Source organism: Nitrosomonas sp. Is35, from assembly GCF_033063295.1.
Taxonomy (GTDB): Bacteria; Pseudomonadota; Gammaproteobacteria; order Burkholderiales; family Nitrosomonadaceae; genus Nitrosomonas.
In genome coordinates, this window is sequence record NZ_JAWJZH010000001.1 from 400,442 (window position 1) to 423,426 (window position 22,985).

The 22,985-nt window shown below is 48.4% G+C and carries 22 protein-coding genes; 18 read left to right on the plus strand and 4 right to left on the minus strand.

Features of this window, described 5'->3' with window-relative positions; genetic code table 11:
• Positions 1–4: 4 nt before the first annotated feature.
• The 15 genes from fliN to R2083_RS01910 all read left to right on the plus strand — a co-directional run bounded on the left by fliN (position 5) and on the right by R2083_RS01910 (position 14,800).
• Positions 5–532, plus strand: a complete 528-nt coding sequence (gene fliN / locus R2083_RS01840; RefSeq protein WP_317537313.1) for a flagellar motor switch protein FliN — start codon at positions 5–7, stop codon at positions 530–532.
• Positions 533–541: 9 nt separating this feature from the next.
• A complete protein-coding gene (gene fliO / locus R2083_RS01845; RefSeq protein WP_317529855.1) occupies positions 542–979 on the plus strand; it encodes a flagellar biosynthetic protein FliO in 438 nt (145 codons plus the stop codon).
• A gap of 82 nt (positions 980–1,061) precedes the next feature.
• Positions 1,062–1,808, plus strand: a complete 747-nt coding sequence (gene fliP / locus R2083_RS01850; RefSeq protein WP_317532041.1) for a flagellar type III secretion system pore protein FliP — start codon at positions 1,062–1,064, stop codon at positions 1,806–1,808.
• 13 nt (positions 1,809–1,821) lie between these two features.
• The gene (gene fliQ / locus R2083_RS01855; RefSeq protein ID WP_292668825.1) at positions 1,822–2,094 is read left to right on the plus strand and encodes a flagellar biosynthesis protein FliQ; all 273 of its coding nucleotides are present in this window, start codon (positions 1,822–1,824) and stop codon (positions 2,092–2,094) included.
• A 74-nt stretch (positions 2,095–2,168) separates the two neighbouring features.
• Complete coding sequence (fliR, locus tag R2083_RS01860) at positions 2,169–2,966, plus strand: flagellar biosynthetic protein FliR (RefSeq protein ID WP_317537314.1); 798 nt, start codon at positions 2,169–2,171, stop codon at positions 2,964–2,966.
• A 211-nt stretch (positions 2,967–3,177) separates the two neighbouring features.
• Positions 3,178–5,091, plus strand: coding sequence for a hypothetical protein (locus R2083_RS01865; protein ID WP_317537315.1), 1,914 nt, complete (start codon positions 3,178–3,180; stop codon positions 5,089–5,091).
• A 494-nt stretch (positions 5,092–5,585) separates the two neighbouring features.
• Positions 5,586–7,331: a fatty acyl-AMP ligase gene (locus R2083_RS01870; protein WP_317537316.1), complete on the plus strand. Its 1,746-nt coding sequence runs from the start codon at positions 5,586–5,588 to the stop codon at positions 7,329–7,331.
• Positions 7,321–8,250 (plus strand): NAD(P)-dependent oxidoreductase, encoded by a 930-nt coding sequence (locus R2083_RS01875; protein WP_317537317.1) that lies wholly within the window; start codon positions 7,321–7,323, stop codon positions 8,248–8,250. Before R2083_RS01870 ends, R2083_RS01875 begins: the two co-directional genes overlap by 11 nt.
• Before the next feature lie 31 nt (positions 8,251–8,281).
• A complete protein-coding gene (locus R2083_RS01880; RefSeq protein ID WP_090315398.1) occupies positions 8,282–8,536 on the plus strand; it encodes an acyl carrier protein in 255 nt (84 codons plus the stop codon).
• A complete protein-coding gene (spt, locus tag R2083_RS01885) occupies positions 8,536–9,720 on the plus strand; it encodes a serine palmitoyltransferase (protein WP_317537318.1) in 1,185 nt (394 codons plus the stop codon). Before R2083_RS01880 ends, spt begins: the two co-directional genes overlap by 1 nt.
• Positions 9,721–9,924: 204 nt before the next feature.
• Positions 9,925–10,506 carry a hypothetical protein gene (locus R2083_RS01890; protein WP_317537319.1) on the plus strand — a complete coding sequence of 194 codons (582 nt, stop codon included), beginning with the start codon at positions 9,925–9,927 and terminating at the stop codon, positions 10,504–10,506.
• A gap of 416 nt (positions 10,507–10,922) precedes the next feature.
• A complete protein-coding gene (locus tag R2083_RS01895; protein ID WP_317529862.1) occupies positions 10,923–11,438 on the plus strand; it encodes a peptidoglycan-binding domain-containing protein in 516 nt (171 codons plus the stop codon).
• Positions 11,439–11,887: 449 nt separating this feature from the next.
• Positions 11,888–13,006, plus strand: a complete 1,119-nt coding sequence (gene hpnH / locus R2083_RS01900) for an adenosyl-hopene transferase HpnH (RefSeq protein WP_317529863.1) — start codon at positions 11,888–11,890, stop codon at positions 13,004–13,006.
• Positions 13,007–13,104: 98 nt separating this feature from the next.
• Complete coding sequence (locus R2083_RS01905; protein ID WP_317537320.1) at positions 13,105–14,184, plus strand: glycosyltransferase; 1,080 nt, start codon at positions 13,105–13,107, stop codon at positions 14,182–14,184.
• A complete protein-coding gene (locus tag R2083_RS01910) occupies positions 14,162–14,800 on the plus strand; it encodes an ABC transporter substrate-binding protein (RefSeq protein WP_317529865.1) in 639 nt (212 codons plus the stop codon). The genes R2083_RS01905 and R2083_RS01910 overlap by 23 nt, the downstream gene beginning before the upstream one ends.
• Positions 14,801–14,807: 7 nt before the next feature.
• Here R2083_RS01910 and R2083_RS01915 read toward each other — a convergent pair whose 3' ends face one another.
• The 4 genes from R2083_RS01915 to purM are packed head-to-tail and all read right to left on the minus strand — an operon-like array spanning position 14,808 to position 18,589.
• The gene (locus R2083_RS01915) at positions 14,808–16,115 is read right to left on the minus strand and encodes an RsmB/NOP family class I SAM-dependent RNA methyltransferase (protein WP_317529866.1); all 1,308 of its coding nucleotides are present in this window, start codon (positions 16,113–16,115) and stop codon (positions 14,808–14,810) included.
• Positions 16,116–16,153: 38 nt separating this feature from the next.
• Positions 16,154–16,870 (minus strand): DUF3108 domain-containing protein, encoded by a 717-nt coding sequence (locus R2083_RS01920; RefSeq protein WP_317529867.1) that lies wholly within the window; start codon positions 16,868–16,870, stop codon positions 16,154–16,156.
• Positions 16,867–17,505 carry a phosphoribosylglycinamide formyltransferase gene (gene purN, locus R2083_RS01925; protein ID WP_317529868.1) on the minus strand — a complete coding sequence of 213 codons (639 nt, stop codon included), beginning with the start codon at positions 17,503–17,505 and terminating at the stop codon, positions 16,867–16,869. Before purN ends, R2083_RS01920 begins: the two co-directional genes overlap by 4 nt.
• A 25-nt stretch (positions 17,506–17,530) precedes the next feature.
• The gene (purM, locus tag R2083_RS01930; protein ID WP_317537321.1) at positions 17,531–18,589 is read right to left on the minus strand and encodes a phosphoribosylformylglycinamidine cyclo-ligase; all 1,059 of its coding nucleotides are present in this window, start codon (positions 18,587–18,589) and stop codon (positions 17,531–17,533) included.
• 256 nt (positions 18,590–18,845) lie between these two features.
• Here purM and R2083_RS01935 point away from each other — a divergent pair, with 256 nt between their 5' ends.
• The 3 genes from R2083_RS01935 to R2083_RS01945 all read left to right on the plus strand — a co-directional run bounded on the left by R2083_RS01935 (position 18,846) and on the right by R2083_RS01945 (position 22,949).
• Complete coding sequence (locus R2083_RS01935) at positions 18,846–19,700, plus strand: C1 family peptidase (protein WP_317529871.1); 855 nt, start codon at positions 18,846–18,848, stop codon at positions 19,698–19,700.
• Between the two features lie 782 nt (positions 19,701–20,482).
• Positions 20,483–21,877 (plus strand): aspartate aminotransferase family protein, encoded by a 1,395-nt coding sequence (locus R2083_RS01940; RefSeq protein ID WP_317537322.1) that lies wholly within the window; start codon positions 20,483–20,485, stop codon positions 21,875–21,877.
• A gap of 7 nt (positions 21,878–21,884) precedes the next feature.
• Complete coding sequence (locus tag R2083_RS01945) at positions 21,885–22,949, plus strand: AI-2E family transporter (protein ID WP_317529873.1); 1,065 nt, start codon at positions 21,885–21,887, stop codon at positions 22,947–22,949.
• Positions 22,950–22,985: the final 36 nt, after the last annotated feature.

Genomic DNA, 22,985 nt, shown 5'->3' on the forward strand with positions numbered 1-22,985 from the left:
TGAAATGTCTGAGACTACAGCAAACGATCAAACCGAGACCGACGACTGGGCTGCTGCAATGGCGGAACAGGCGGCGTCCTCGCACAATGATTCCGCAGGACAGGAAACGGAAGTAGACGATTGGGCTGCTGCGATGGCGGAACAAGCAGCATCCGATCAAGGCTCACCGGCCGCCGCGGAGAAACATGGTACTCCCATCATGGGCGCGCAATCGGCATCCGCATCGGTTTTTCAGGAATTCTCAAAAGACGGTGTAGCGAATAATACTCGTCATGATATCGACTTGATTCTCGATATTCCCGTGCAGATGACGGTTGAACTCGGCCGCACCAAGATTGCCATTAAGAATTTGCTGCAACTGGCTCAGGGTTCGGTGGTGGAGTTGGACGGCATGGCCGGCGAACCGATGGATGTATTGGTCAACGGGTGCCTGATCGCACAAGGTGAAGTCGTGGTCGTGAATGATAAGTTCGGTATCCGCCTGACCGACATCATCACGCCTAGTGAACGTATTCGCAAACTTAACCGCTAGAGTGCAGCCATGCTAATTCGCTATGGAATGTTCTTGCTACTGACACTGTCATTTTCCGCCCTTGCGGAAACCGGCAAACCCAGTTATGTGCCGCCTGCTCCGGTGATATCCACGGAAAGCACGGTGCAAATGATCGGTGCGTTATTGCTGGTATTGGCCGTAATCGTGGGAGGCACGTGGCTGCTCAAGCGCTTCTCATTGATACCCACAGCGGCATCGGGCGTTGTCAAGGTTGTCGCAGCTGCCGGAGTGGGTCAGAGAGAGCGGGTTGTTGTGGTCGAAATCGATCAAACCTGGCTGGTGCTCGGTGTGGCGCCAGGCCGTGTCAATAAGCTCCACACGATGACCAAGCCGGCATCCGATGCGCCCGGCACGAAGCCGGATCATCCTCCGGTGGAAACATTCGCCACGCAGCTTAATCAGAGTATGGAAAAAGAAAATGCATAACCGGTGTGTATCCGTCATTCGTTCCTTATTTCAATGGCATGGATTCAGAGCAGTTTTTGAGCGCGGCTGGCGTAACTTGAACATGCGTAACGCATTACGGGCCGTGTTGTTTTTGGCCGGTTTGATCGCTGTGCCTGCTTTCGCGCAGAAATCTGGTTTTCCGGCATTCACCAGCTCACCGAACGCGGACGGAAGCGCTACTTATTCGCTCAGCCTGCAAACGCTGATCCTGCTGACTTCGCTGACGTTTTTACCCGCGGTGATATTAATGATGTCGAGTTTCACCCGTATCATCATCGTATTATCGCTGCTCAGGTTGGCCCTGGGCACGCAATCTTCCCCTCCTAACCAGGTGCTGCTTGGTTTGGCGTTGTTTCTGACCTTTTTTATCATGTCGCCGGTTATAGACCGGGTATACAACGAAGCGTATTTGCCGTTTTCGCAAGACAAAATCAATATCATGGAGGCGGCCGATAAAGCCAGCGTGCCGCTGAAGGAATTCATGCTGCATCAAACCAGGGAAACGGATTTGGCGCTGTTTGTGCAGATCTCCGGCAGTGAAGAAATTGAAAGCCGCGACAAGGTGCCGCTGAAAATACTGGTGCCCGCATACATCACCAGCGAGTTGAAAACCGCATTTCAGATCGGTTTCGTTATCTTCATTCCCTTCCTGATCATCGATCTGGTGGTGTCAAGCGTGTTGATGGCGATGGGTATGATGATGTTGTCGCCGATGATTATTTCACTGCCGTTCAAATTAATGCTTTTTGTGCTGGTCGACGGCTGGCATTTAATTATCGGTTCGCTGACACAAAGCTTCTATACCTGAAAGGAAATTCATCATGACTCCAGAAAGTGCAATGACAATCGGGCGGCAAGCACTGGAAATTACCTTTATGATTTCTGCGCCACTGTTGCTTGCAGCGCTGGCAACCGGTTTGCTGGTGAGTATCTTCCAAGCGGCGACGCAGATCAATGAAATGACTTTGTCATTCATCCCTAAATTGCTGGTTATGTTTTTGGTCATCGTATTGGCCGGACCTTGGATGATTACCCTCATGACGGATTATATGCAGCGTCTTTTTACCAGCATTCCCTGGCTGGCGGTCGGTTGATCTTGAAAAAATCTCCGGTACTGTGTTTGCCAGGAAGCAGTCGTGCCGATCTCATTCATGAGTGATCGATTGCCATGATCAGTATTACCACTGCGGAATTAAACACGTTGCTGGCGGCATTCCTTTGGCCGCTCAGCAGAATCCTGGCATTGGTCGCAACCGCCCCGCTTTTGGGCAACCCCAGTGTTCCGGTGCGGGTCAAATTGGGGCTGGCAGTGATGATTACTGTGCTGGTTATGCCGCTGGTGGAAAAGTCATTGCCGCAGATTGATCCCGCTTCAGGCGTCGGTTTTGCCATTTTATTGCAGCAAATATTGATCGGCATTGCCATGGGTTTGGTCATGCGGATTGTTTTTGTTGCGGTCGAAATGGCGGGCGAATTGATCGGTTTGCAGATGGGGCTTGGTTTTGCAGTTTTCTTTGATCCGCAGAATTCCGGCCAGATCGATATCGTCGGCCGCTTTCTGGGTGTGATTGCCAGTTTGGCGTTTCTTGCCATCGATGGACACCTGATAATGATCGCGTTGATTTCGCAGAGCTTCAGCACCCTGCCCATTGGGTTGGAGGGAATGACGAACGCGACATTTACGACGCTTGCTAACTGGGGCAGTGAGATTTTTAAATCCGGCCTGCAATTATCGCTTCCCGTTCTCACTGCATTGTTGATCACTAACTTGGCTTTGGGTGTGCTGACGCGTGTGGCACCGCAGTTGAATATTTTTGCGGTGGGTTTTCCCCTGACACTGTCCATCGGTTTGCTTGTGATGGCGCTGAGCATGCCTTTTTATGCGCCGATTCTGGAACATTTGGTGCAGGACGGTTTGAATCTGATGATGGGGATTCTAAATGTCAATAAAATCAATATGCCATAGCTGTTTATCCAATTTTCACAACAGCAATTATCTGTAGATCTTTAAGTAAGCTGGCTTTTTGCATCTCGCCGTATAAACAGACAATTTTCCCCTTCTTTTTCAATGCAAGCAATTTATTCAAAGCTGCTAAAGTGAGTATCTATATAACAAGAAAAGCTGCTGATTATTAATATGAGCGTGTTCCAATAATTGCTGGTTCGGTTAATCATTTATGACATTTAAGTCGCGTTTATTCAATTCGTTGCGCAAGCTATCGACATCACCGGAATCTCAACCGGGTGACGAGATTGCCGCGTCTGATGATGAGTCGCAGCCCGATCACGTGGCTGATTCCAATCAGCAATTTGCATCGGCCGATGAGATAAAGCAGCTGCTTGATTCCGCCTACCGTAACCGGTTGAGCGCGGAGGATCAGGCCATCAAGGAGGCTCATAAGCGGATTGAAGCGGAAAATATTGCAAAAGTGGCTGCGGAGGCGCGGGCGAGAGCCGAAGCTAATGCCAGAATTGCAGCTGAAACCAGAATTCAAGCTGAAGCGATTGCTACCGATCAAGCCCGGGCCAGGGCCAAGCTGGAAACCCTGGCTATCAGAGAAGCCAATGCACGCCGTGAATTGGAGCTGAAAGGTAAGCTGCTGGCGGAAGAAAAAATCAAAGCCGAAAAAGCGTTGAGTGCTTTACTGGAAGCCAAAATCAGAGCGGAAGCTTCGATTGTGGAGAAAATGCAGCGGCGCGTTGAGGAAGAAGCAGCCGCTTTGGATCAAGCGCATGCCGCGGCATTAAAGGAAAGCGAAGCTGCGGAAGCTGCGCTGAATCGAAGTAAAGCGGCGGAGGAAGCGCGGCTTGCTGCGCAGGCCGCGATTGAAGCGGAAACCGGTGCGGCGGCGCTGGAACAAGCAAGAATTCAGGAAGCGCAAAAAGTAGCGGCATTGGCTAAAGCACGCGAGGAGCTTGAGAAGCAGGCCATGGAAGATGTGCAGACCCGCTTGCAACTGGAAACGCAAGCGCTGGAGCAAGCCGATCGCCGTTTCCATGAAGAAAGAAAAGCGAAAGAGAGAGAAGAAGATAGGTTAAGAGCGGAAACTGCCGCAGTACAAGCCGCACTGGAGAAAGCCGAAGCCGAGGCGATTGCAGCCGAGCAAGCCGGAAAAAGAGCTGAATTGGACGCGCAAGCCACTATAGCGGCACGTGATAGGGCCGATGCGGATAAAGTGGCTGCTGAAATGGCTGAATCGATCCTGGCAAAAGAGCAGGCCGCCGCCGATGCTGTGAAAGCCCGCTTGGCTGCCGAATCCGAGTTACTGGAACAAGCCAATCAGCGGATGCAAATTGAAGCCGATGCGCTCGCAGCAGCGGAAACGGCTTTGCGTGCTGAGAAAGAAGCTAAAGCAATGGCCAACGAGAGAAAGAAAGCGGAGGCCGCCGCAGCGAAAGAATATCAAAAACGAATCAAGGTGGATGAAGAGGCAATGAAAGAAGCTGAGGCTCGTGCTGAGGCGGAGAAAGCCGCAAGGAATGCAGCAAAAAGCAGGCTGTCAGCCGAATTGCGATTGAAATCCGCTGCGGAGGCAAAGGCGCAGATGGATATGCTTGCGACTGAGGAAGCGAGCAGTAAAGCGGATTTGGAGCAACGTTTGCAGGAAGATGCGGAGATACGCACGAAGACGATAACCGATGCAAAACGGGCAGTGGCTGAGCGCCTTGAGATTGAGCAAAAAATTACAGGATTGGCAATTACCAGAGCGCAAGCGAAGATCATTGCAACGAATAAAGCCAGAGCGCAGCTCGAAGCCGAAAAGAATGCAACAAGAATCGCTTTGGAAAAAGCCAGAAAAGAATCCGCTGCGTTAGTTGCTATGCAAGAACGTGTTGCACTGGAATCAAAAGCCCTGGAAGCGGCGACGGCAAGAGAAGCCGTTGAAGTCATGGCGAAAGAAGCGCTATTTGTGCGTTCCCAGGCGGATAAGGAAGCAACTGCGGCTGCAACTGCGCGGATTCGAGCTGAGATTGCTGCTGCGGAACATTCCCGTAACCGGATTGCTTCTGCTCTGAAGAAGCAGCAATCAGATGATTTGTTACCCAAAACAGCAGTAAATGGTTCATCTTCCTATCGATCAAAGCGCTAAAAGAAGTTTGTTTTAGCGTGTCAGTAAATTGAGGTATTTTACTCAATCCAAGCTTCACTGAAGTTCTGTACCACGGTCATTCTCTTCTGTAAAAACATCTGCAAAAGGTGTTATCCGTTATAATCCGGAAACTATTTGATGTGCTGAAAATTGGTGATTAAACCGGTTGTTGTTTTGGTGCAACACCAGCTTAATATTGCCTTGACAGGGAAAAGCACCTTATATAAGCTGCGGATTGGTCAAATATGACACACTTATATTCATTAAGCAATGTCAGCGGTAAGCGTTTGAATGAAAATTTTCCAGCCAACAAAATGTGCATTATTTAAGATTAATAATAAGAGTTGGCACGCTCAACCAGAATTTCTTGCTAGTCAAAGCGAGATGACAAGTACTATTACTTCGAGGGGAAGATCTTGAGTTCGACAATAACCAAGTTGAACGCTCCGTTAACGCAAGCGTTTGATTTTCAACCTTCAAGCGAATTACAGTTAATGCCGACGCCGACGCTCAATACGCTAACACAGCAATTGGCTGGTTTTAATACTTTAACGAGTGCATTAGAGTATGCAGCGGAAGGGGTAACGGGGTATAACTTTTATGATGCGAGAGGCAACTTACGTTCGGTTTTGCCTTACAGCGCACTTCGGCATAACGCCCATACATTGGCTCGGCGTTTGTCGGGTTTTCATTTGCCGCGTGGCAGTCGAGTGGCAATCGTTGCTGATACTTCGCCTGAGTTTGTCGAGTTGTTTTTCGCATGCCGTTATGCCGGTTTAGTTCCTTTTGCGATGCCGATTCCAGTCAATCTTGGCAGCCATGCAATTTACGTTCAGCAGCTGAGAGGTATGCTTGAAAGTAGTCAGGCGAGTATCGCATTGGCGAATATTGATTATTTTGGTTTTCTGGAAGAAGCCGTTGCAGGAGTGACTCATATACAGTGGGCGGGTACTCCGGGAAAACTAAGTGAGTTGCCGGCATTGGATGTCGAGTTACAATCCAATCATCCTGATGAAACTGCTTACTTGCAATTTACTTCAGGTAGTACGCGTACACCTAGAGGTGTAATTATCACCGAGCGGGCCTTGATGTGTAACTTGCAAGGTATAGTACGCAATGGTTTGGAAATAAAACCTGATGATCGATCTGCATCGTGGTTGCCTTTTTATCATGATATGGGATTGGTTGGTTTGGTTCTGGCGCCTATGGTTACACAAATTTCTGTCGACTATTTGGCGACACGGGATTTTGCTATTAGGCCATTGCAATGGTTACGCTTAATCAGCCGTAACCGTTGTACCGTAGCTTTTAGTCAACCATTTGGACTTAAGCTTTGTACTCTCCGGGTAAGGGAATCGGATCTCAAAGAATTGGATCTGAGTTCTTGGCGAGCCGCTGGTATTGGAGCAGAAATGATTCGTCCTGAAACTTTGAGAAACTTTGCGGAAAAGTTTGCATCAGCAGGTTTTGATGGGAATGCTTTTTTACCTTGCTATGGTCTTGCAGAATCAACCCTCGCGGTTACTTTTTCAAAGATTGGTGAAGGGTGCAAAAGCATACAAGTTGATAGTAAAACACTGATTGATAAAAGAATGGCTGTGAGATTGCAAGCTGATGGGCGTAAGCAAAATGAGTTTGTGAATTGTGGGCAGCCGCTGCCTGGGCATATCGTGAAGATAGTCGATGAAGATGGCCAGCAATTATCAGAAATGATGGTTGGTAGTGTTCTAGTGCATGGTGATAGTGTGATGACCGGCTATTACAATAATCCGGAAGAAACTAATAAAGCACTGAAGTCTGGTAACTGGCTGGATACTGGTGATATTGGGTTTCTGTTTGAAGGTGATTTGTACATTACTGGACGTCGTACCGATGTCATCATCGTGAATGGTCGGAATATTCGCGCGCAAGATATAGAAGAGCTAGCGGAACAGCAACCGGAAGTTAGGTCACGTGAAGCCTCTGCATTTGGGGTAAATGATGAAGATGGCACAACAACTATTGTGCTTGTTATTGAATGCAGACTCACCTCTGTAGCAGAACGTCAGTCATTGACAACTAGACTGCAACAGCTTGTTTATATGGCATTTGGAGTTAATTGTGTTGTGGAATTGGTTCCGCCGCATACCTTGCCACGCACTTCTTCTGGAAAACTGTCACGTTTCGCAGCAAGACAAGGCTACATACAGAGGACAAACTTAACGGGTCAATTGTCTTTTGTAGAATCGGGTGATAGATAACGCGCGTACCAAAATAGTAGCCGTAACCGGTGCTACTGGCTTTATTGGTGGTGTATTAGTAAAAAAACTGATTCAGAGCGGATGGAGTATTCGTGCGCTCACCCGGAAAAATCAATCTTCAAGTCATGAGTCCATTCAATGGATTCAAGGCGACTTAGATAATTTGACAGCGCTGCATCATTTAGTCGATGATGCAGCGTTTGTTATTCACTGCGCTGCAACTGTAAGGGGCGGTTCTTTTCGTGAATTTTCACATATCAATATCACGGGCACCCAGAATCTCTTACGTGTTATTGCTCATAATAAACAATCCCCTCGGTTCTTACTAATCTCATCTCTAGCAGCACGCCAACCAGAACTATCCTGGTATGCGCAAAGTAAGCACTTGTCGGAGCAAGCACTCGTTACGAATTCAGAGTCATTGCGGTGGGCAATATTCCGGCCAACGGCTGTTTATGGTCCCGGCGATAAAGAGTTAAAGCCCCTATTTCAAGCAATGCATCGTGGGATATTTCCGGTTGTAGGAAAACTCAGCAACAGAGTCGGGTTAATTCATGTATATGATTTGGTTTTCGCTGTGGAAGCTTGGCTAGCCTCTGAGAATAACCACAATGGAATTTTTGAGCTGGACGATGGTACACCGGGAGGCTACAGCTATGAGGGTTTGGCTGAAATAGCGCAACGAGTATGGAAGCGTCCGGTGCATTGTATTACGATACCCAATATGCTTATTCGAAGCATCGCTTCAGCGAACCTTTGGCTTGCTCGATTGCTTCGGTATTCCCCCATGCTGACCCCAGGAAAAGTGAATGAGCTACAACATCCTGATTGGGTATGTGATAATGCGCCGTTAATCCATGCACTTCCCGCGTGGCGGCCGAGTATTCGTTTACAAGATGTATTATCTGAAGTAATCTAACTTCAAAATTTAACCACGCTGAATTTAATCTATGACTGAAAGTAATTACGATGAGATCATGCAAGTGCTCTGTGATCGCCTAAGTAGTTTAACCAATTCCAATGTGCAAATTACTCCCGAGACAAATCTGATAAGCCAATTATCCATTGACTCAATTAAACTTCTTAATCTGATCATGGAAATTGAAGATACTTTTGATGTTTCAATTCCGATCAACGCGCTAACAGATGTGCAAACTGTCCGTGAATTGGTCGACCTGGTCTATAAAATTAAATCAGCGTCATAATGAATCTACTCGAGAAAATTGATGCAGCGGCCGCTGCGAGAATAGCGCTTCTGCCTAATGGTGTGGGAGCTTTTGGCATTCCGATCGAAGAAGTGTATTCTGCAACAGAAGCCAGAATCGGAGATCGTCGTGTACTCCTGTTAGGTACAAATAACTATCTGGGTTTGACTTTTGCTCCGGAGTGTATCCAGGCCGCGCATGATGCCATTGATAAGGAAGGCACCGGCACCACCGGGTCGCGAATGGCGAATGGCAGCTATTTCGGCCATCGTGCTTTAGAAAGGGAGTTCGCCGATTTTTATCAATGCAGCTCCAGCATCGTTTTTACAACAGGCTATCAAGCGAATTTGGGTACGATTTCGGGTTTGGTCGGACCGGGGGATACGGTATTAATCGATGGCGATTCCCATGCGAGTATCTATGATGGCTGTATTCTCAGCGGAGCCGATATCATTCGCTTCAAGCACAATGATACGGTTGACATGGAGAAACGCCTGCGTCGACTGGGTAATCGCATTGAAACTACGCTGATTATTGCTGAGGGAATTTATAGCATGCTGGGCGATCAGGCGCCTTTGGCAGAAATCGTCAGATTAAAGAATCAGTATGGTTGCCTATTGCTGCTTGATGAAGCGCACTCACTGGGTGTTTTGGGTGAAACAGGCCAAGGTCTGGTAGAAAAAACAGGATTATTGCAAGAAGTTGATTTTATTACCGGAACCTTCAGTAAAAGTTTGTGCAGTATCGGCGGATTTTGTGTGAGCAACCATCCGCAGCTCGAGCAATTGCGCTATATCAGCCACCCCTATATCTTTACCGCATCTCCATCCCCTGCAACGATTGCTTCAACCCGCGCGGCATTAGAATTATTGCGTAACGGAAGTCATCTGCGGAAACAATTGTGGAATAACTGCACGCAGCTTTATTCAGCGCTCAAGGAAGCCGGTTATGAGCTTGGCCCGGATCCTGGTCCGGTGATCGCAGCGGTTGTGGACACGCCGCAACAAGCCCTGTTGCTGTGGCAAAGACTGCTTGAGCATAATATTTATGTGAATTTGATTTTGCCGCCCGCAGCGCCGGAAGGTAAATCGCTGGTACGATGCAGCGTGAACGCGGCGCATACTCGCGATCAGATTCAGTATGTGGGCGATACGTTTACAAAATTATTTAAAGAAATAAACTGACATTTCTAAGTTCCGCGATGCTATGTTGTAACAACTGATTAACTTAGCAAAGAAACAAGAATTCTTGCTGAATACTGAGTTTGCCGATACGTAACGAGACCTGTACGGTCTTTTTCTGGAGGTGCCGCCATGAAAATGTTGCAAGGATTGGTATTCGCATTTTTTTCTTGCTTTATCCATAGCAATGCATACGCAATCAGCATCGTGTACCAAGGATTTGAATGTCTGAATGCCGTCAATACGGAAGATCCGGCGCCAAATAACGGCACGCCCGTCCAGAGCAGATTTGAAGTCATTGAGGATTCTGGGGACGGAATATACCGTTTAAAGCTGACTGGCGGCATTCCTCGCTTCGTCAGTAACGACCGCACGGTATGCATTGATAAAGCGACGGCTATCGGGTATTCCGGCATTCCTGAAATCGATGTCTTGCCTCAACCTTTAGATTCAATCGATGCGACTGGTTATTTTGATGGCGAAGAACTGATGATTGTCACCAGTTCACTCTATACCGACTTAAGCGCTAGAAGAAATCCATTTTCATCATTCACGACCAGTTTTATTTTTCCTTTTACAAATACGCTGATCTTTAAATTTAATTCTGCAGCGTCCTCATTTAGATTGAAGAAAGTCGTGCGTAACCGGGGATTTGTGCACACCAGTGGTTCCACGAACTCGATAACGCCATTTTTTGAAACAGTGCTGCCATCGTTTAACAAGGAAGCGCAGGATAAGCCAGTCATATTAACTCCGCTCTCTACGATAGAATATAAATTGGAGAAATGATTCGGTTGGCGCAAAATAATATCCAGTTGTGCTGATAACGATCTGCCAGTGTATTTTTACATTGTCAACTTCTGTTCTCCCTGCCTTGATGATCTAGCAATGAATGGCTTTTTAGCAAGCTTCCGGCAAGCATCAGTAGTGCTAAATATTGGAGTGATAACCGTCTCCAGTCCATCATAAAAAATTAAGCTCATCAGCAATTAGTTTATTCGGATTGCGTTATGAGCCGAAAAGTGTGATAGTTCACATCGCAACATGATAAGTTAGTCCGCGTAACAATAAATAAAAAACATGTTGTGGTAACTTTAAGGACTAATTAAATAAGGCGCTGAAGTTAAACAAGTTTGTCATTGAAGTATGTTTTAATGCAAATTTAATGACGTTTCACATATACATTTTCACTATGGAGGGTAGCAATGAAATCTAGTAAGATCAGTAAGTTAGTGGCTTATACTATTCTTTTGTTATCATTGGGATTATTGTTTGGCTGTAAGCCAATTTTTGAAAAGAAACCAATTCCTAAAGATAACAAAGATGCGGCGGCAGCACCGGCTGCTCCGGCAGCAGCGCCAGCACCTGCTCCAGCAGCACCGGCCGCAGCACCTGCTCCAGCTGCAGCTGAGCCCGCAGCTAAAATTGAAGAAGTGCAAAGTATACAGAGCATAGAATCAGCAGCCTCGACTCAGGAAGCTCAGCCAAGTGCCGCAGCCGCACCATCAGTGGATGATGGTGATGATGTGGTGAAAGTGACTCCGGCAATTATGCGGAAAATACAGCAAGCACTGGCAAGTGCAGGGTTTAATCCTGGTCCGGCAGATGGTGTCAGTGGCGCTAAAACAGTGGCAGCTATCGAAAGCTTCCAGAAACAAAATAACATTCCAACCGGTAAAATCACCAAAAGAACGTTACGCGCATTGGGTGTTGATTTCTAAGCGGCAAATTACAGCATGAGATTTTATACACCAGGGATCTATGATCCTTGGTGTATTTTTATCAGCTGAGTAATTTTCAATAATCAGGAAATTTATTTAGCGTTGTAATATTATTGACGCTAGTTCTTAGTTTTCCGGTTGATTTAAAAATATTTGCTATACGAACAACCATGTTCTATAGTTAAATTTCAAATCCGGTTTCAGAGATTATTCAGGTAATTATAGATCTAAAGATGCTGAGCAATATCCATAGTCATTGGTTGTGATATCTACTTTAGTTTTAAATTCCTTAGCATAAGTTGAGTTTCGCTGTATGGCGCAAACTGTTTGCATGTATGTCAGCATTTTTCAGATAAAATTTGCGTTATATACACGATTGGTTTTGTTAAATTTTGTTTAGTAGCATTAGTCATTAATTTGCTTTTGAAGTACTTTTGGAGGTTTTGCTCATGGGAGTTCCTTTACGTCAACAGATTGCGGTTGGCACTTATCTAATTAAACAGAAGTTAAAAGGGGTTAAAAAATATCCTCTGGTGCTGATGCTGGAGCCTCTATTCCGCTGTAATCTGGCATGCGCCGGGTGCGGAAAGATTGCGCATCCGGAAGATGTTCTCGATCAACGTCTTTCGTATGAAGAGTGCATGGAGGCAGTCGATGAATGTGGCGCGCCCATGGTGTCAATCCCGGGCGGTGAACCGTTGCTTCATAAAGAAATGCCACAGATTGTTGCGGGCATTATTAAACGAAAGAAATATGTTTATCTATGTACGAATGCGCTGTTGTTAAAGAAACGGATCGATGACTATACACCGTCACCTTATCTGACTTTCTCCATCCATTTGGATGGTATGAAGGAGCGGCATGATGCCTCAGTTTGCCAGGATGGCGTTTTTGATCGTGCGGTTGAGGCGATCAAGCTGGCATTGGAGAGAGGCTTTAGAGTGACAGTTAACTGCACGTTGTTCCAAGGCGAAACACCAGAGGATGTCGCTGAGTTTCTCGATTATGCCATGGAGCTGGGTGTTGAAGCCGCCACAATCGCACCGGGCTTTAGCTATGAGAAAGCCCCGCAGCAGGATGTGTTCATAAAAAGCCAGGACACCAAAGTATTATTCCGCGGCATTTTTGAATTGGGTAAAAAATTAAAGCGCAAATGGCGATTGAATCATTCCGCGCTGTATCTGGATTATCTGGCCGGAAATCAGGATTATGAGTGCACGCCGTGGGGAAATCCGACACGTAATGTATTCGGTTGGCAAAAACCGTGCTATTTGCTGTCAGATGAAGGTTATGCAAAAACTTTTAAAGAGCTTCTCGATGATACGCCGTGGGAAAAATACGGTACGGCAAATAATCCAAAATGCGCACAATGCATGGCTCACTGCGGATATGAAGCGACTGCGGTGGAAGATACTCTGCAACGGCCATGGAAAGCGATGGTGGCAGCGATGAGAGGACCCAAGACGAGCGGTCCTATGGTCGCTGAACCTACACCAAAGTGGGCAACTGAAGAAAGCAAAGCATCCAAGAAGCTTTCAGACATAGCGGTCACACTGATAGACAAATAACAGATGCAAGTACTGAGTTTGGTTTTTATTTTTAGAATCTATCTAGAATAATGGTGGACTTAGTACTATACGCATCTGTTTTCGGTGCTATATGCTGGGTGGCCCTGGCATTGCTTCCGTGGCGCCCCTGGAGCACGCGCGAGAAGATAGAAGCGCCAGCGTTATTCCAATCCGGTGAAGATCTGGGTGATATCACCGTACTGATTCCGGCGCGCAACGAAGGCCCTTATATCGGGCATACACTCAATGGTGTCAGAGCACAGGGTATCAATGTGCGCATCATTGTGATCGATGATCAATCCAGCGACGATACCGCTGAACAAGCAAGGCGCAGTGGTGCGCGGGTATTGTCCGGTACCGCGCCGCCTGCGGGGTGGAGCGGTAAATTATGGGCGCTGGAGCAAGGGTTGCGGGAAGTTAAAACCCCTTACACCCTGCTATTGGATGCGGATATCGAACTGGCTCAAGGAATTGCCGGTGAGTTACTGCGCAAAGCGCGCGCTGAGAATCTGGCTTTGGTATCGTTGATGGCTGAGCCGCCGATGATGAACTTCATCGAACGCTTACTGATGCCAGCCTTTATATTTTTCTTTAAACTGCTGTATCCTTTCGGTTTGGCGAATAAACCGCAATCCCGCATTGCAGCGGCAGCGGGTGGATGTATTCTGGTGGAAACACAAGCATTGCGTTCTATTGGGGCGTTTGCCAATCTGCACAATGCGCTGATCGATGATTGCACTTTAGCTGCTCATATCAAACGGGCTGGTTTGCATACTTATATCGGACTCAGTCATGCGGCACGGAGTCATCGGGGTTATCATGCATTGCAGCCGATTTGGGAAATGGTCGCTCGTACTGCTTTCACGCAATTAAAATACTCGCTGAATTTGCTCATCGTCTGCACCGTGTTAATGACTTCAATGTTTTGGGCTGCGCCGTTTGCATTTTTGCTGTCATCTGTAGAAGCCTATACGGTGAGCGCATTGGCATGGATGGCTATGCTTTTTACCTATGCGCCAACTTTAACTTATTATCATCGTTCTCCGCTCTGGGGGCTGGCATTGCCCGCAATCGGCACATTGTATCTTGCCATGACCTGGACATCGGCATTGCGCTACTGGCGCGGGGAGCGTGCTCGCTGGAAAGATCGTCATTATGAAAGTAAAACAAACTATTAAGTTGTTGCTGGCAGGATGCCTGATGCTGGCATTGCTATTATCTATCGCTCCGGTATTGAGCGCATCCGGCGCTGGTTCGGACAACCCGGAACAAGTTATAGGTCAATTGCAATCTTCGCTGCTCCAAGTCATGCGTGAAGGTGAGAAACTGGGGTATGAAGGGCGTTATAAATTTCTCGAACCGGTCATTGATCAGTCGCATGACATCGATCTGATCATCAAGACCATACTCGGTGCAACTTACTGGTCGCAGTTGGACAAAACGCAGCAAGACTTGATTGGTAGCACTTTCCGCCAATTGAGTATTGCCACTTACGCCAGCCGGTTTACCCAATATGAGGGAGAGCAGTTTAAGATCATCGAACAACGCACCTTACCGCGTGATCAAACCCTGGTGCGCAGCCAACTGACAAAATCCGACGGTGGTACGGTAAATTTTGACTATGTGTTACATCAGATGGAAGGACACTGGCGGATTGCCAATATCCTGTTTGACGGCGTAAGCGATCTTGCCATAAAACGCGGAGAATATCGTGCCGTTTTGCAACGGGATGGTTTTGCTGCATTGATAGAACTGCTGAAGGAAAAAATAACTTTAGCTCAGCAGCAGAACTAACTAACAATCAGACCGTCTCGGTTTCACTGACGGGCTCAGGTTTACTATCCGTTTCTGCTATTTCTGCACGAACTAAAGCGGCTGCAAAAAAGCCATCGGTTTGATGCAACCGAGGGGATAATTGTAAGAATTCCCCGGTGTTGAGCGGTATTTTCTGTTGCGATAGCAATTCTGCACAATTCAATAAAGTAAATTGCGGATGTTTGGCAAGAAAATCACCGATAACGGCTTGGTTTTCTTCCGGCAGGAAACTGCATGTCGCATAGACTAACCGCCCGCCGGGTTTAAGCAAACCGGCAGCGGCGGACAGAATAGCCGCTTGTTTTGCCTTCAATTCTTCAATGCTCTGCGCAGATTGGCGCCACTTTAGATCCGGGTTGCGCCGTAAGGTGCCGAGACCGCTGCATGGCGCGTCGACCAATACGCGATCTATTTTTCCCGACAATCTTTTGATCTTGCTGTCATTCTCATCCGCAATGCGCTGCGTATGCAAGTTCGACAAACCGGAGCGCTTGAAGCGGGGTTTCAGATTACTCAATCTTTTTTCCGAAACGTCAAACGCATAAAGACGTCCTTTTGAATTCATCAAAGCGCCCAATAGCAGCGACTTCCCGCCAGCACCCGCGCAGAAATCGACAACCATCTCGCCGCGCTTTGGCGCCAGTAAGTAGCCGAGTAACTGGCTGCCTTCATCCTGTACTTCTATTTTTCCCGATAAGAAAAGCGCGTGGCGATTGATCGCAGGCTTCCCGGTGAGACGAATGCCGCAGGGGGAATAAGGCGTTGCCTGCGCTTCGATGCCTTCCTGCGCCAATGTTTCAAGCACTTCAGCGCGTTTGGCGAGAATAGTATTCACCCGCAGATCCAGCGGTGCCGGTTGTTGCAAGGAAAGCCCCAAATCAAGAATATCGCTATCCGGCATGCCGTGTTGCAATTTTTCCACCACCCACGCAGGAAATTCCGCCTGGATTGGCAACGGTAGCGTATCCGGTTTGCTGCCTTTGATTTCCGCCAGCCATTTGCTTTCCGTTTCGCTGATCAACGGTGACAATTCACGCAAGTTCATGCCTTGAAATTTAGCCAGATAAGCGAGCACCAAAGCGCGTGGTGTTATGCCGTTTGCCAGGCTTTCAAGAAAAAAGCGGTGGCGTAAAATGCCAAAAACGGTTTCCGCGATGAATGCCCGGTCTTGTCCGCCAAGCATGGGGTTTTCCCGGAAAAAGCGGCGCATGATGGCATCGGCAGGATATTCCAGCGGCAGTACGGTACGCATGGCGACGATGGCCGCGTCCAATTGGGGAGGTGTTAAATGCATTGATTTCCAGTGTGTGAGCTATCAGCGAAGCAAATGAATTAATGATCCGGTTTATAGCTGATATTAACTTCGGTCACTATTTTGTCGATTTCCCGGCCATTATCCTCAACCGAGACAATACGTACGGGTAGCATGTGATTGTTCAGCGCGAGCCATATTTTCCTTTTAAGCTTGGAGTGCTTTTCTTCCTGCCGGGTTAATACTATTGTTTCCATTTTCCCGATCGGTGTGTTGAGGGTTTCTTTCGCGATGGTATAGCGTGTTAACCGCAGGTTATGGCCATTGGTAACGTACCGGTCAACATGGTGTTTCGGCAGCTCGGTAAACACAAAGTTGTACGATAAGCTGAGACGATCCAGCGTACCATCCGGCAACTTTTCCCTGGCATGATGACCTTGGTGATTCAGTGTGATGATATGGTTATGCCAGTCAAATTCTGCGACGCTGGGTTGTTTTTTACCGCGTTTTTCATAAGCGCGCATGGGCCGTAAACCATGTTTGGTGATGATGCCTTCGCTATGGCGCATGATGCTATTCGGTTCGATGAGTTTGTACATACCGGTGGCTTGCGCTTCGCTGTTGATCGAATAATGCGCCTTGCCGTCGACGTGCTTGATTTCCATCACTTCATCGATTTCCCCTTCGCCGATATCCGTCGTCACCGCATATTTAATTTCGATGCGTGACGGCATATCCGTCGCCATGACCGGGAAACTGAGCAGTCCCAGCAGAAAAAGCAATGCTGCACATTTCATTCCGGCAATCCTGGTGAGAAAAGTGCAACCTCACTAACGTTGGCGTCAGTCACTTCAGCTCGATTTCCATTCAGGCGGATCCGGTCTTCCATAAACCAGCGGACAGCCTGCGGATAAATGCGGTGCTCTTGCTGTAAAACCCGGGCAGCCAGGGTTTCTTCGCTATCTCCCGGTAATACCGGGACAGCCGCTTGAATCACAATCGGACCGTGATCAAGCTGCAATGTGACAAAATGTACCGTGCAGCCATGAATCCTGATGCCTTCTTGCAGCGCCCGCGCATGTGTGCCCAATCCTGGAAAAGCAGGGAGTAAGGAAGGGTGAATATTCATTAACCGGCCTTGGTAACGTTGTACAAAGCGATCGCTAAGTATACGCATGAAGCCGGCCAGTGCAATCAGTTTTGGCTGACAGGTGTCAATTTTTTCCGCCAATGCCGCATCGAATGTCTGGCGGTCCGGAAAATCGCGGTGATCCAGAATCAAAGTTTCAACACCCAGTTGCCGCGCAATTTCCAGCCCGCTCGCATGGGGATTATTACTGATCACCGTAATGCGATCCACCTGCAATTTCGCCTCCAGCAACGCCTGCATATTACTGCCGCGGCCGGAAATCAGAATAACCAGTGATTTCATAGGATGCTGTTGCCGGAATAAGGGTTTACACGAGTACGGTGGCTGGCTGATTAGCCGTACGCGGCTTGATTCCCCCAATCCGCCATGCGGTTTCTCCCGCCGCATGTAAACTGCTCAGCGCGGTCTCGGCATGCTCGGGTGCGACAACGATCACCATGCCGATACCGCAATTGAATACGCGCGCCATTTCGTGATCGGCGACATTGCCTTGTTGTTGCAACCAACGGAACAATGGCGGTATTTCCCAGGCATCGCGCTGTAAAACCGCCATAAGCTGATCGGGTAAAATACGCGGCACATTTTCCACCAAGCCGCCGCCGGTGATATGCGCCAGCCCCTTGACCGGCAGTTGATTGATTAGCGCCAGCAACGGTTTGACGTAAATGCGTGTTGGCGCCATGATGACATCGGCGAGGGGCTGGCCGTGAAAATCTCCGGACAAGTCGGCGTGACTATGTTCGATGATCTTGCGGATCAGCGAATAACCGTTGGAATGCGCGCCGCTGGAGGCAACACCCAACACGATATCGCCCGCTTGTATCGCCGCACCGCTGATAATCCGCTCTTTTTCCACCGCACCCACGGCGAATCCGGCCAAATCGTATTCATCGTGCGGGTACATGCCCGGCATTTCCGCCGTCTCGCCGCCGATTAACGCGCAACCGGCCAGTTCGCAACCGCGGGCGATACCGCTGATCACTGCCGTCGCCGTTTCCACCTGCAATTTTCCGCAGGCGAAATAATCCAGGAAAAACAGCGGCTCTGCGCCTTGCACCAGAATATCGTTGACACTCATCGCCACCAGATCAATACCGATGGTGTCGTGGCGGTTAAGCTGGAATGCCAGCTTCAGCTTGGTGCCCACGCCATCGGTACCGGAAACCAGCACCGGGTTTTGGTATTTCTTGGAAATCTCAAATAATGCGCCAAAACCGCCAATGCCGGTGAGTACCTCGGGCCGCAGGGTGCGCTTGGCCAACGGCTTGATATTTTCAACCAGCCGGTCGCCCGCGTCGATGTCGACCCCGGCATCCCGATAGGATAATGGCGTTGTGTTCGGATGATCAGATTTGGATGAAGTCAACTTGGATTCCCATGCGGTTAAAATGAATGCTACCGGCAAAACTGGATTTTACCGCAAATGAGCGATGCGCATGGTGCGCGCAGATAAAAATCTCCGTCCGGCGATGGTGTTCCTGGGGATTGTTTGGATTGACTCTATATTTTGCTATTGCACCGGTTTGACTTATACTCAAGAAGCAGTTGAAGTAAAAGAAGTTCTGTCAGTAAACAGTATGGCAAGGGTAGATTGATCAGCGTACTTTAATTGGAGGTGGAATATGAAAACAATTCACGGTCGTGGACTGGGCTGGCATAGAGACCTGCCCGATATGCGGGATCACACGCAATCGACATCGGCGGTTGCAAAAGTTCTGGCAAAATCATCAGCATTGAAAAAAGCCGCGAAGACTTTACCGGCTTCGGTCGATCTGCGCAAATACTGTTCGCCGATCGAAGACCAGGGGCAGCTCGGTTCCTGTACAGCCCATGCGGGTGTCGGCATGGTGGAATACTTTGAACGCCGCGCTTTTGGAAAACACGTCGACGCATCGCGGCTGTTTTTATACAAAGTCACCCGGCAACTGCTGGGGTTCACCGGCGACGATGGCGCATATCTGAGAGACACCATGAAAGCGCTGGTGCTGTTCGGTGTTCCGCCGGAGAAATATTGGCCTTACGACGTCGCCAAGTTCAACGATGATCCTTCTAATTTCTGCTTTTCATACGCGCAGAGCTATCAAGCGATCAACTATTACCGGCTTGATCCACCCAATACACCCACAGCCACCGTGTTGAAAAACGTAAAAACCAGTCTCGCCGGGCAACTTCCCGCCATGTTCGGTTTCTCGGTTTACAGTTCCATGCCGCGATCCGGCGATGGCAAAGGGGAAATTCCTTATCCCACCGGCGGCGATACCTTGGATGGCGGGCACGCGGTACTTGCAGTCGGGTATGACGACCAGAAAAAAATCGGCTCCACGAAGGGCGCATTGTTGATTCGTAATTCCTGGGGGACGGACTGGGGTGATGGCGGCTATGGCTGGCTGCCGTATGCGTACATCGAAGATGGCCTCGCCGATGATTTCTGGTCGCTGGTCAAAGCGGAATTTGTCGATAGCGATTTGTTTAAGTAATCGTTTTAAGAATCTCAGAGTAAGAGACTCCTAATCAATGATTTATTCTCTATTTTAGGGAATCGAAAACAAGCAGTTTCAGCATTCAAGATCGGTTTCGTGAATTTTTTGTAATTTTTTTGTGAATAATTTGTGAACTTTTGTGATTTCTGATAATCTCATCATATGTTTTTAACTAACTATCAATGAGGAGAGAATCTTGGAACGATTAGGAAATGCTTATTTTGCAGTTATATTTATTCTGTTTGTGCTGGTTACATTGGAATCGTTTTCGTAAGCAGTAATCGTTAATTTGAAATAGAGCATTTGCATCAAGAAATGCTCTATTTTTTTATGCTGTGCCGCTCAGCTGCGGTAAAGTTCAAATCCGGTATCAAATCGTACCGTGTTCTCAATGTAAGAAATCTACAGACATGCCACCCAATCATTCTTAAATTTGGGAATGCTTGGCTTAAGAAACTATTCATTAGCACTTCAAGTAGGATACTGATATATCCTTGTCATTTGGGCCTATTGCGGCTTTTCGGAAGAATGAAATTTCCTTCAAATAGGTTGTTTCCCGAAGGATTACATCGCTTACATCCAAATCCATCGGCTATGTCTTGGGATTTTCCCTACATTCAAATCACTCCATGTTTTTAACAGCAAAAATATGTGCAAGAATGGTATGATCTGCGCTAATTTTTGTTGTCGTAATACGGTTTTGCAGTAGTTTTTCTGGGTGGAGTCAATTAATCATTTTTCCAGCGTTGCTGGCTGGTTTTCCAACACCGGGGTAGTTCATGTCTTTCAGTATCGCTGATTTGTTATCGCAACATCGCACCGACAAATTTGATTTGCACGATCATTACCTGAATGCGCAAATGGTCAGGGTACTGAAGACAATCGGCTATGACCGTAATTATGAGCGCGCGATCGGGCAGTATTTGTACGACGAGCAAGGGAACGAATATCTCGATTTGTTGAGCGGTTTCGGGGTGTATGCGTTCGGCCGCAACCATCCGGTCATCGTCAATGCATTAAAAGAAGTGTTGTCGCTCGAAATGCCCGATTTGGTGCAGATGGATGTGTCGATTCTGAGCGGCCTGCTGGCCAAGGAGATCTTGACCACGACACCGGATAATCTGGAACGCGCGTTCTTTTGCAATTCCGGCACCGAGGCGGTCGAAGCGGCGATCAAGTTCGCACGTTACTTTACCAAACGCAATCGCATTATTTGCTGCGATCATGCTTATCATGGCCTGACGATGGGCGCGTTATCACTGAACGGTGAACAGATTTTCAAGGATGGCTTCGGGCCGTTGCTGCAAGATTGCGGCTCGGTGCCATTCAACGATCTGGCCGCATTGGAACAGGCGCTCAGCAGCCGCAACGTGGCGGCGTTCGTGGTCGAGCCGATCCAAGGCAAAGGCGTGAATATCCCGGACGATAATTACCTGCCCGAAGTCGAACGCATGTGCAAGAAATATGGCACCTTGTTTGTCGCGGATGAAATTCAGACCGGACTGGGGCGTACTGGTAAATTCTGGGCAGTTGAGCATTGGGGCGTGAAGCCCGACATGATTTGCATGGCCAAGGCACTGTCCGGCGGGTTTGTTCCGGTTGGCGCGGTGGCAATGACGCAACCGATTATGGACAGCGTGTTTAACCGCATGGACCGCGCGGTGGTGCATGGCTCCACGTTCTCCAAGAACAATATGGCGATGGCGGCGGGGCTGGCCAGTCTAGAAGTGATCAAAAGCGAAAAACTGGTCGAGAACAGCGCCAAGGTCGGTGCGGATTTGATCGCACGGTTGAATGCCTTAACCGGTCAGTTTGAATTCCTGAAGGGAGCGCGCGGCAAAGGATCGATGATCGCGGTGGAATTCAAATCGCCCGACAGTTTCTCGTTAAAAGCCGCCTGGATGATGCTGGAAGCGGCCAACAAAGGGTTGTTCTGCCAGATGATCACGATCCCGTTGTTCAAAGAACACCGAATCCTGACGCAGGTGGCGGGGCATGGCATGAATGTGGTCAAACTGTTACCGCCGCTGATCCTGACACAAAAAGATTGCGACCGCATTATCAGTGCATTTTCCAAGACGATCGCCGATACGCATCAAGTGCCGGGTTCCATTTGGGAGCTTGGCAAGAACCTGGCCAGCCATGCGTTAAAAGCGAAGGCCGGTCAAAGCTAGAATCCGCATGAATACCGAACACTCCAACGAACTGCATTATTTCTGGTGGCTGGCGCTGGCTTGTGTGTCGGGCGGGGTGCTGTACCTGCTCAGTCCGATTCTGACACCCTTCTTGCTGGCCGCAGTCATTGCTTATATCTGTAATCCGATGGTGACACGCATGGCGGGCAGAAATATCTCGCGTACCGCAGGCACGATATTGGTGATGTTCTTATTACTCGGCATGTTCGCGGCGCTGATTTTGATCATGGTGCCGCTGTTTGAAGAAGAAGCCCGGCGGATGCTGGACAAAATGCCGGTTTATCTCGAAGTGCTGCGGACCAAGGTGATTCCGTGGCTGGAAGCCCGGTTTAACATCAGCCTGCAACCGGACATGAATGTGCTGAAGCAAGCGATATCGGAACACTGGCAGAGCGCGGGTGGAGTGGCGGCAAAAGTGCTGCCTTCGTTGACCAGCGGCGGCATGGCGATTGTCGAGTTTCTGGTCAATATGCTGCTGGTGCCGGTGGTGTTGTTTTATCTGCTGCGCGATTGGGACATGTTGATCAAGCTGATCGATGAAATGATCCCGCGCTACTGGCACAAGCAGATTTCCCTATTGGCCCGGGAAACTGACCAGATTCTCGCGGAATTCCTGCGCGGGCAATTGTCCGTCATCGTACTGATGAGCATTTGTTACATTACCGGCCTCTGGCTGGCGGGATTGGAATTTGCATTACCGATCGGCTTGGTTGCGGGCATTCTGGTTTTCGTCCCGTATCTCGGCATGATCGTCGGCCTGACGCTCGCAACACTGGCCGCTGTGATGCAGTTTCAAGATTGGAGCGGATTGATACCGGTATGGATCGTGTTTGGTATTGGTCAATTGCTGGAGGGCATGCTGTTTACCCCTTGGCTGGTGGGTGACCGCATCGGCTTACATCCGGTCATGGTGATTTTTGCCTTGATGGCGTTCGGTCAATTATTCGGTTTTTTCGGCATCCTGCTGGCGCTGCCGGTGAGCGCCGTATTGCTGGTATGGCTGCGGCACCTGCATCAGCATTATCTGATCAGTAATTTCTATAATTCATAACCCTGCCGGTTTAGAGTCTGGCGGCATCCCTGAGTC

Coding starts and splice junctions, on each gene's coding strand:
- spt (WP_317537318.1), top strand. CDS start 8,536: ATGAATCTACTCGAGAAAATTGATGCAGCGGCCGCTGCGAGAATAGCG.
- R2083_RS01895 (WP_317529862.1), top strand. CDS start 10,923: ATGAAATCTAGTAAGATCAGTAAGTTAGTGGCTTATACTATTCTTTTG.
- R2083_RS01945 (WP_317529873.1), top strand. CDS start 21,885: ATGAATACCGAACACTCCAACGAACTGCATTATTTCTGGTGGCTGGCG.
- fliP (WP_317532041.1), top strand. CDS start 1,062: ATGCGTAACGCATTACGGGCCGTGTTGTTTTTGGCCGGTTTGATCGCT.
- hpnH (WP_317529863.1), top strand. CDS start 11,888: ATGGGAGTTCCTTTACGTCAACAGATTGCGGTTGGCACTTATCTAATT.
- fliQ (WP_292668825.1), top strand. CDS start 1,822: ATGACTCCAGAAAGTGCAATGACAATCGGGCGGCAAGCACTGGAAATT.
- R2083_RS01915 (WP_317529866.1), bottom strand. CDS start 16,115: ATGCATTTAACACCTCCCCAATTGGACGCGGCCATCGTCGCCATGCGT.
- fliR (WP_317537314.1), top strand. CDS start 2,169: ATGATCAGTATTACCACTGCGGAATTAAACACGTTGCTGGCGGCATTC.
- R2083_RS01920 (WP_317529867.1), bottom strand. CDS start 16,870: ATGAAATGTGCAGCATTGCTTTTTCTGCTGGGACTGCTCAGTTTCCCG.
- fliN (WP_317537313.1), top strand. CDS start 5: ATGTCTGAGACTACAGCAAACGATCAAACCGAGACCGACGACTGGGCT.
- purN (WP_317529868.1), bottom strand. CDS start 17,505: ATGAAATCACTGGTTATTCTGATTTCCGGCCGCGGCAGTAATATGCAG.
- R2083_RS01910 (WP_317529865.1), top strand. CDS start 14,162: ATGAAAGTAAAACAAACTATTAAGTTGTTGCTGGCAGGATGCCTGATG.
- R2083_RS01880 (WP_090315398.1), top strand. CDS start 8,282: ATGACTGAAAGTAATTACGATGAGATCATGCAAGTGCTCTGTGATCGC.
- R2083_RS01870 (WP_317537316.1), top strand. CDS start 5,586: ATGCCGACGCCGACGCTCAATACGCTAACACAGCAATTGGCTGGTTTT.
- R2083_RS01940 (WP_317537322.1), top strand. CDS start 20,483: ATGTCTTTCAGTATCGCTGATTTGTTATCGCAACATCGCACCGACAAA.
- R2083_RS01935 (WP_317529871.1), top strand. CDS start 18,846: ATGAAAACAATTCACGGTCGTGGACTGGGCTGGCATAGAGACCTGCCC.
- fliO (WP_317529855.1), top strand. CDS start 542: ATGCTAATTCGCTATGGAATGTTCTTGCTACTGACACTGTCATTTTCC.
- R2083_RS01865 (WP_317537315.1), top strand. CDS start 3,178: ATGACATTTAAGTCGCGTTTATTCAATTCGTTGCGCAAGCTATCGACA.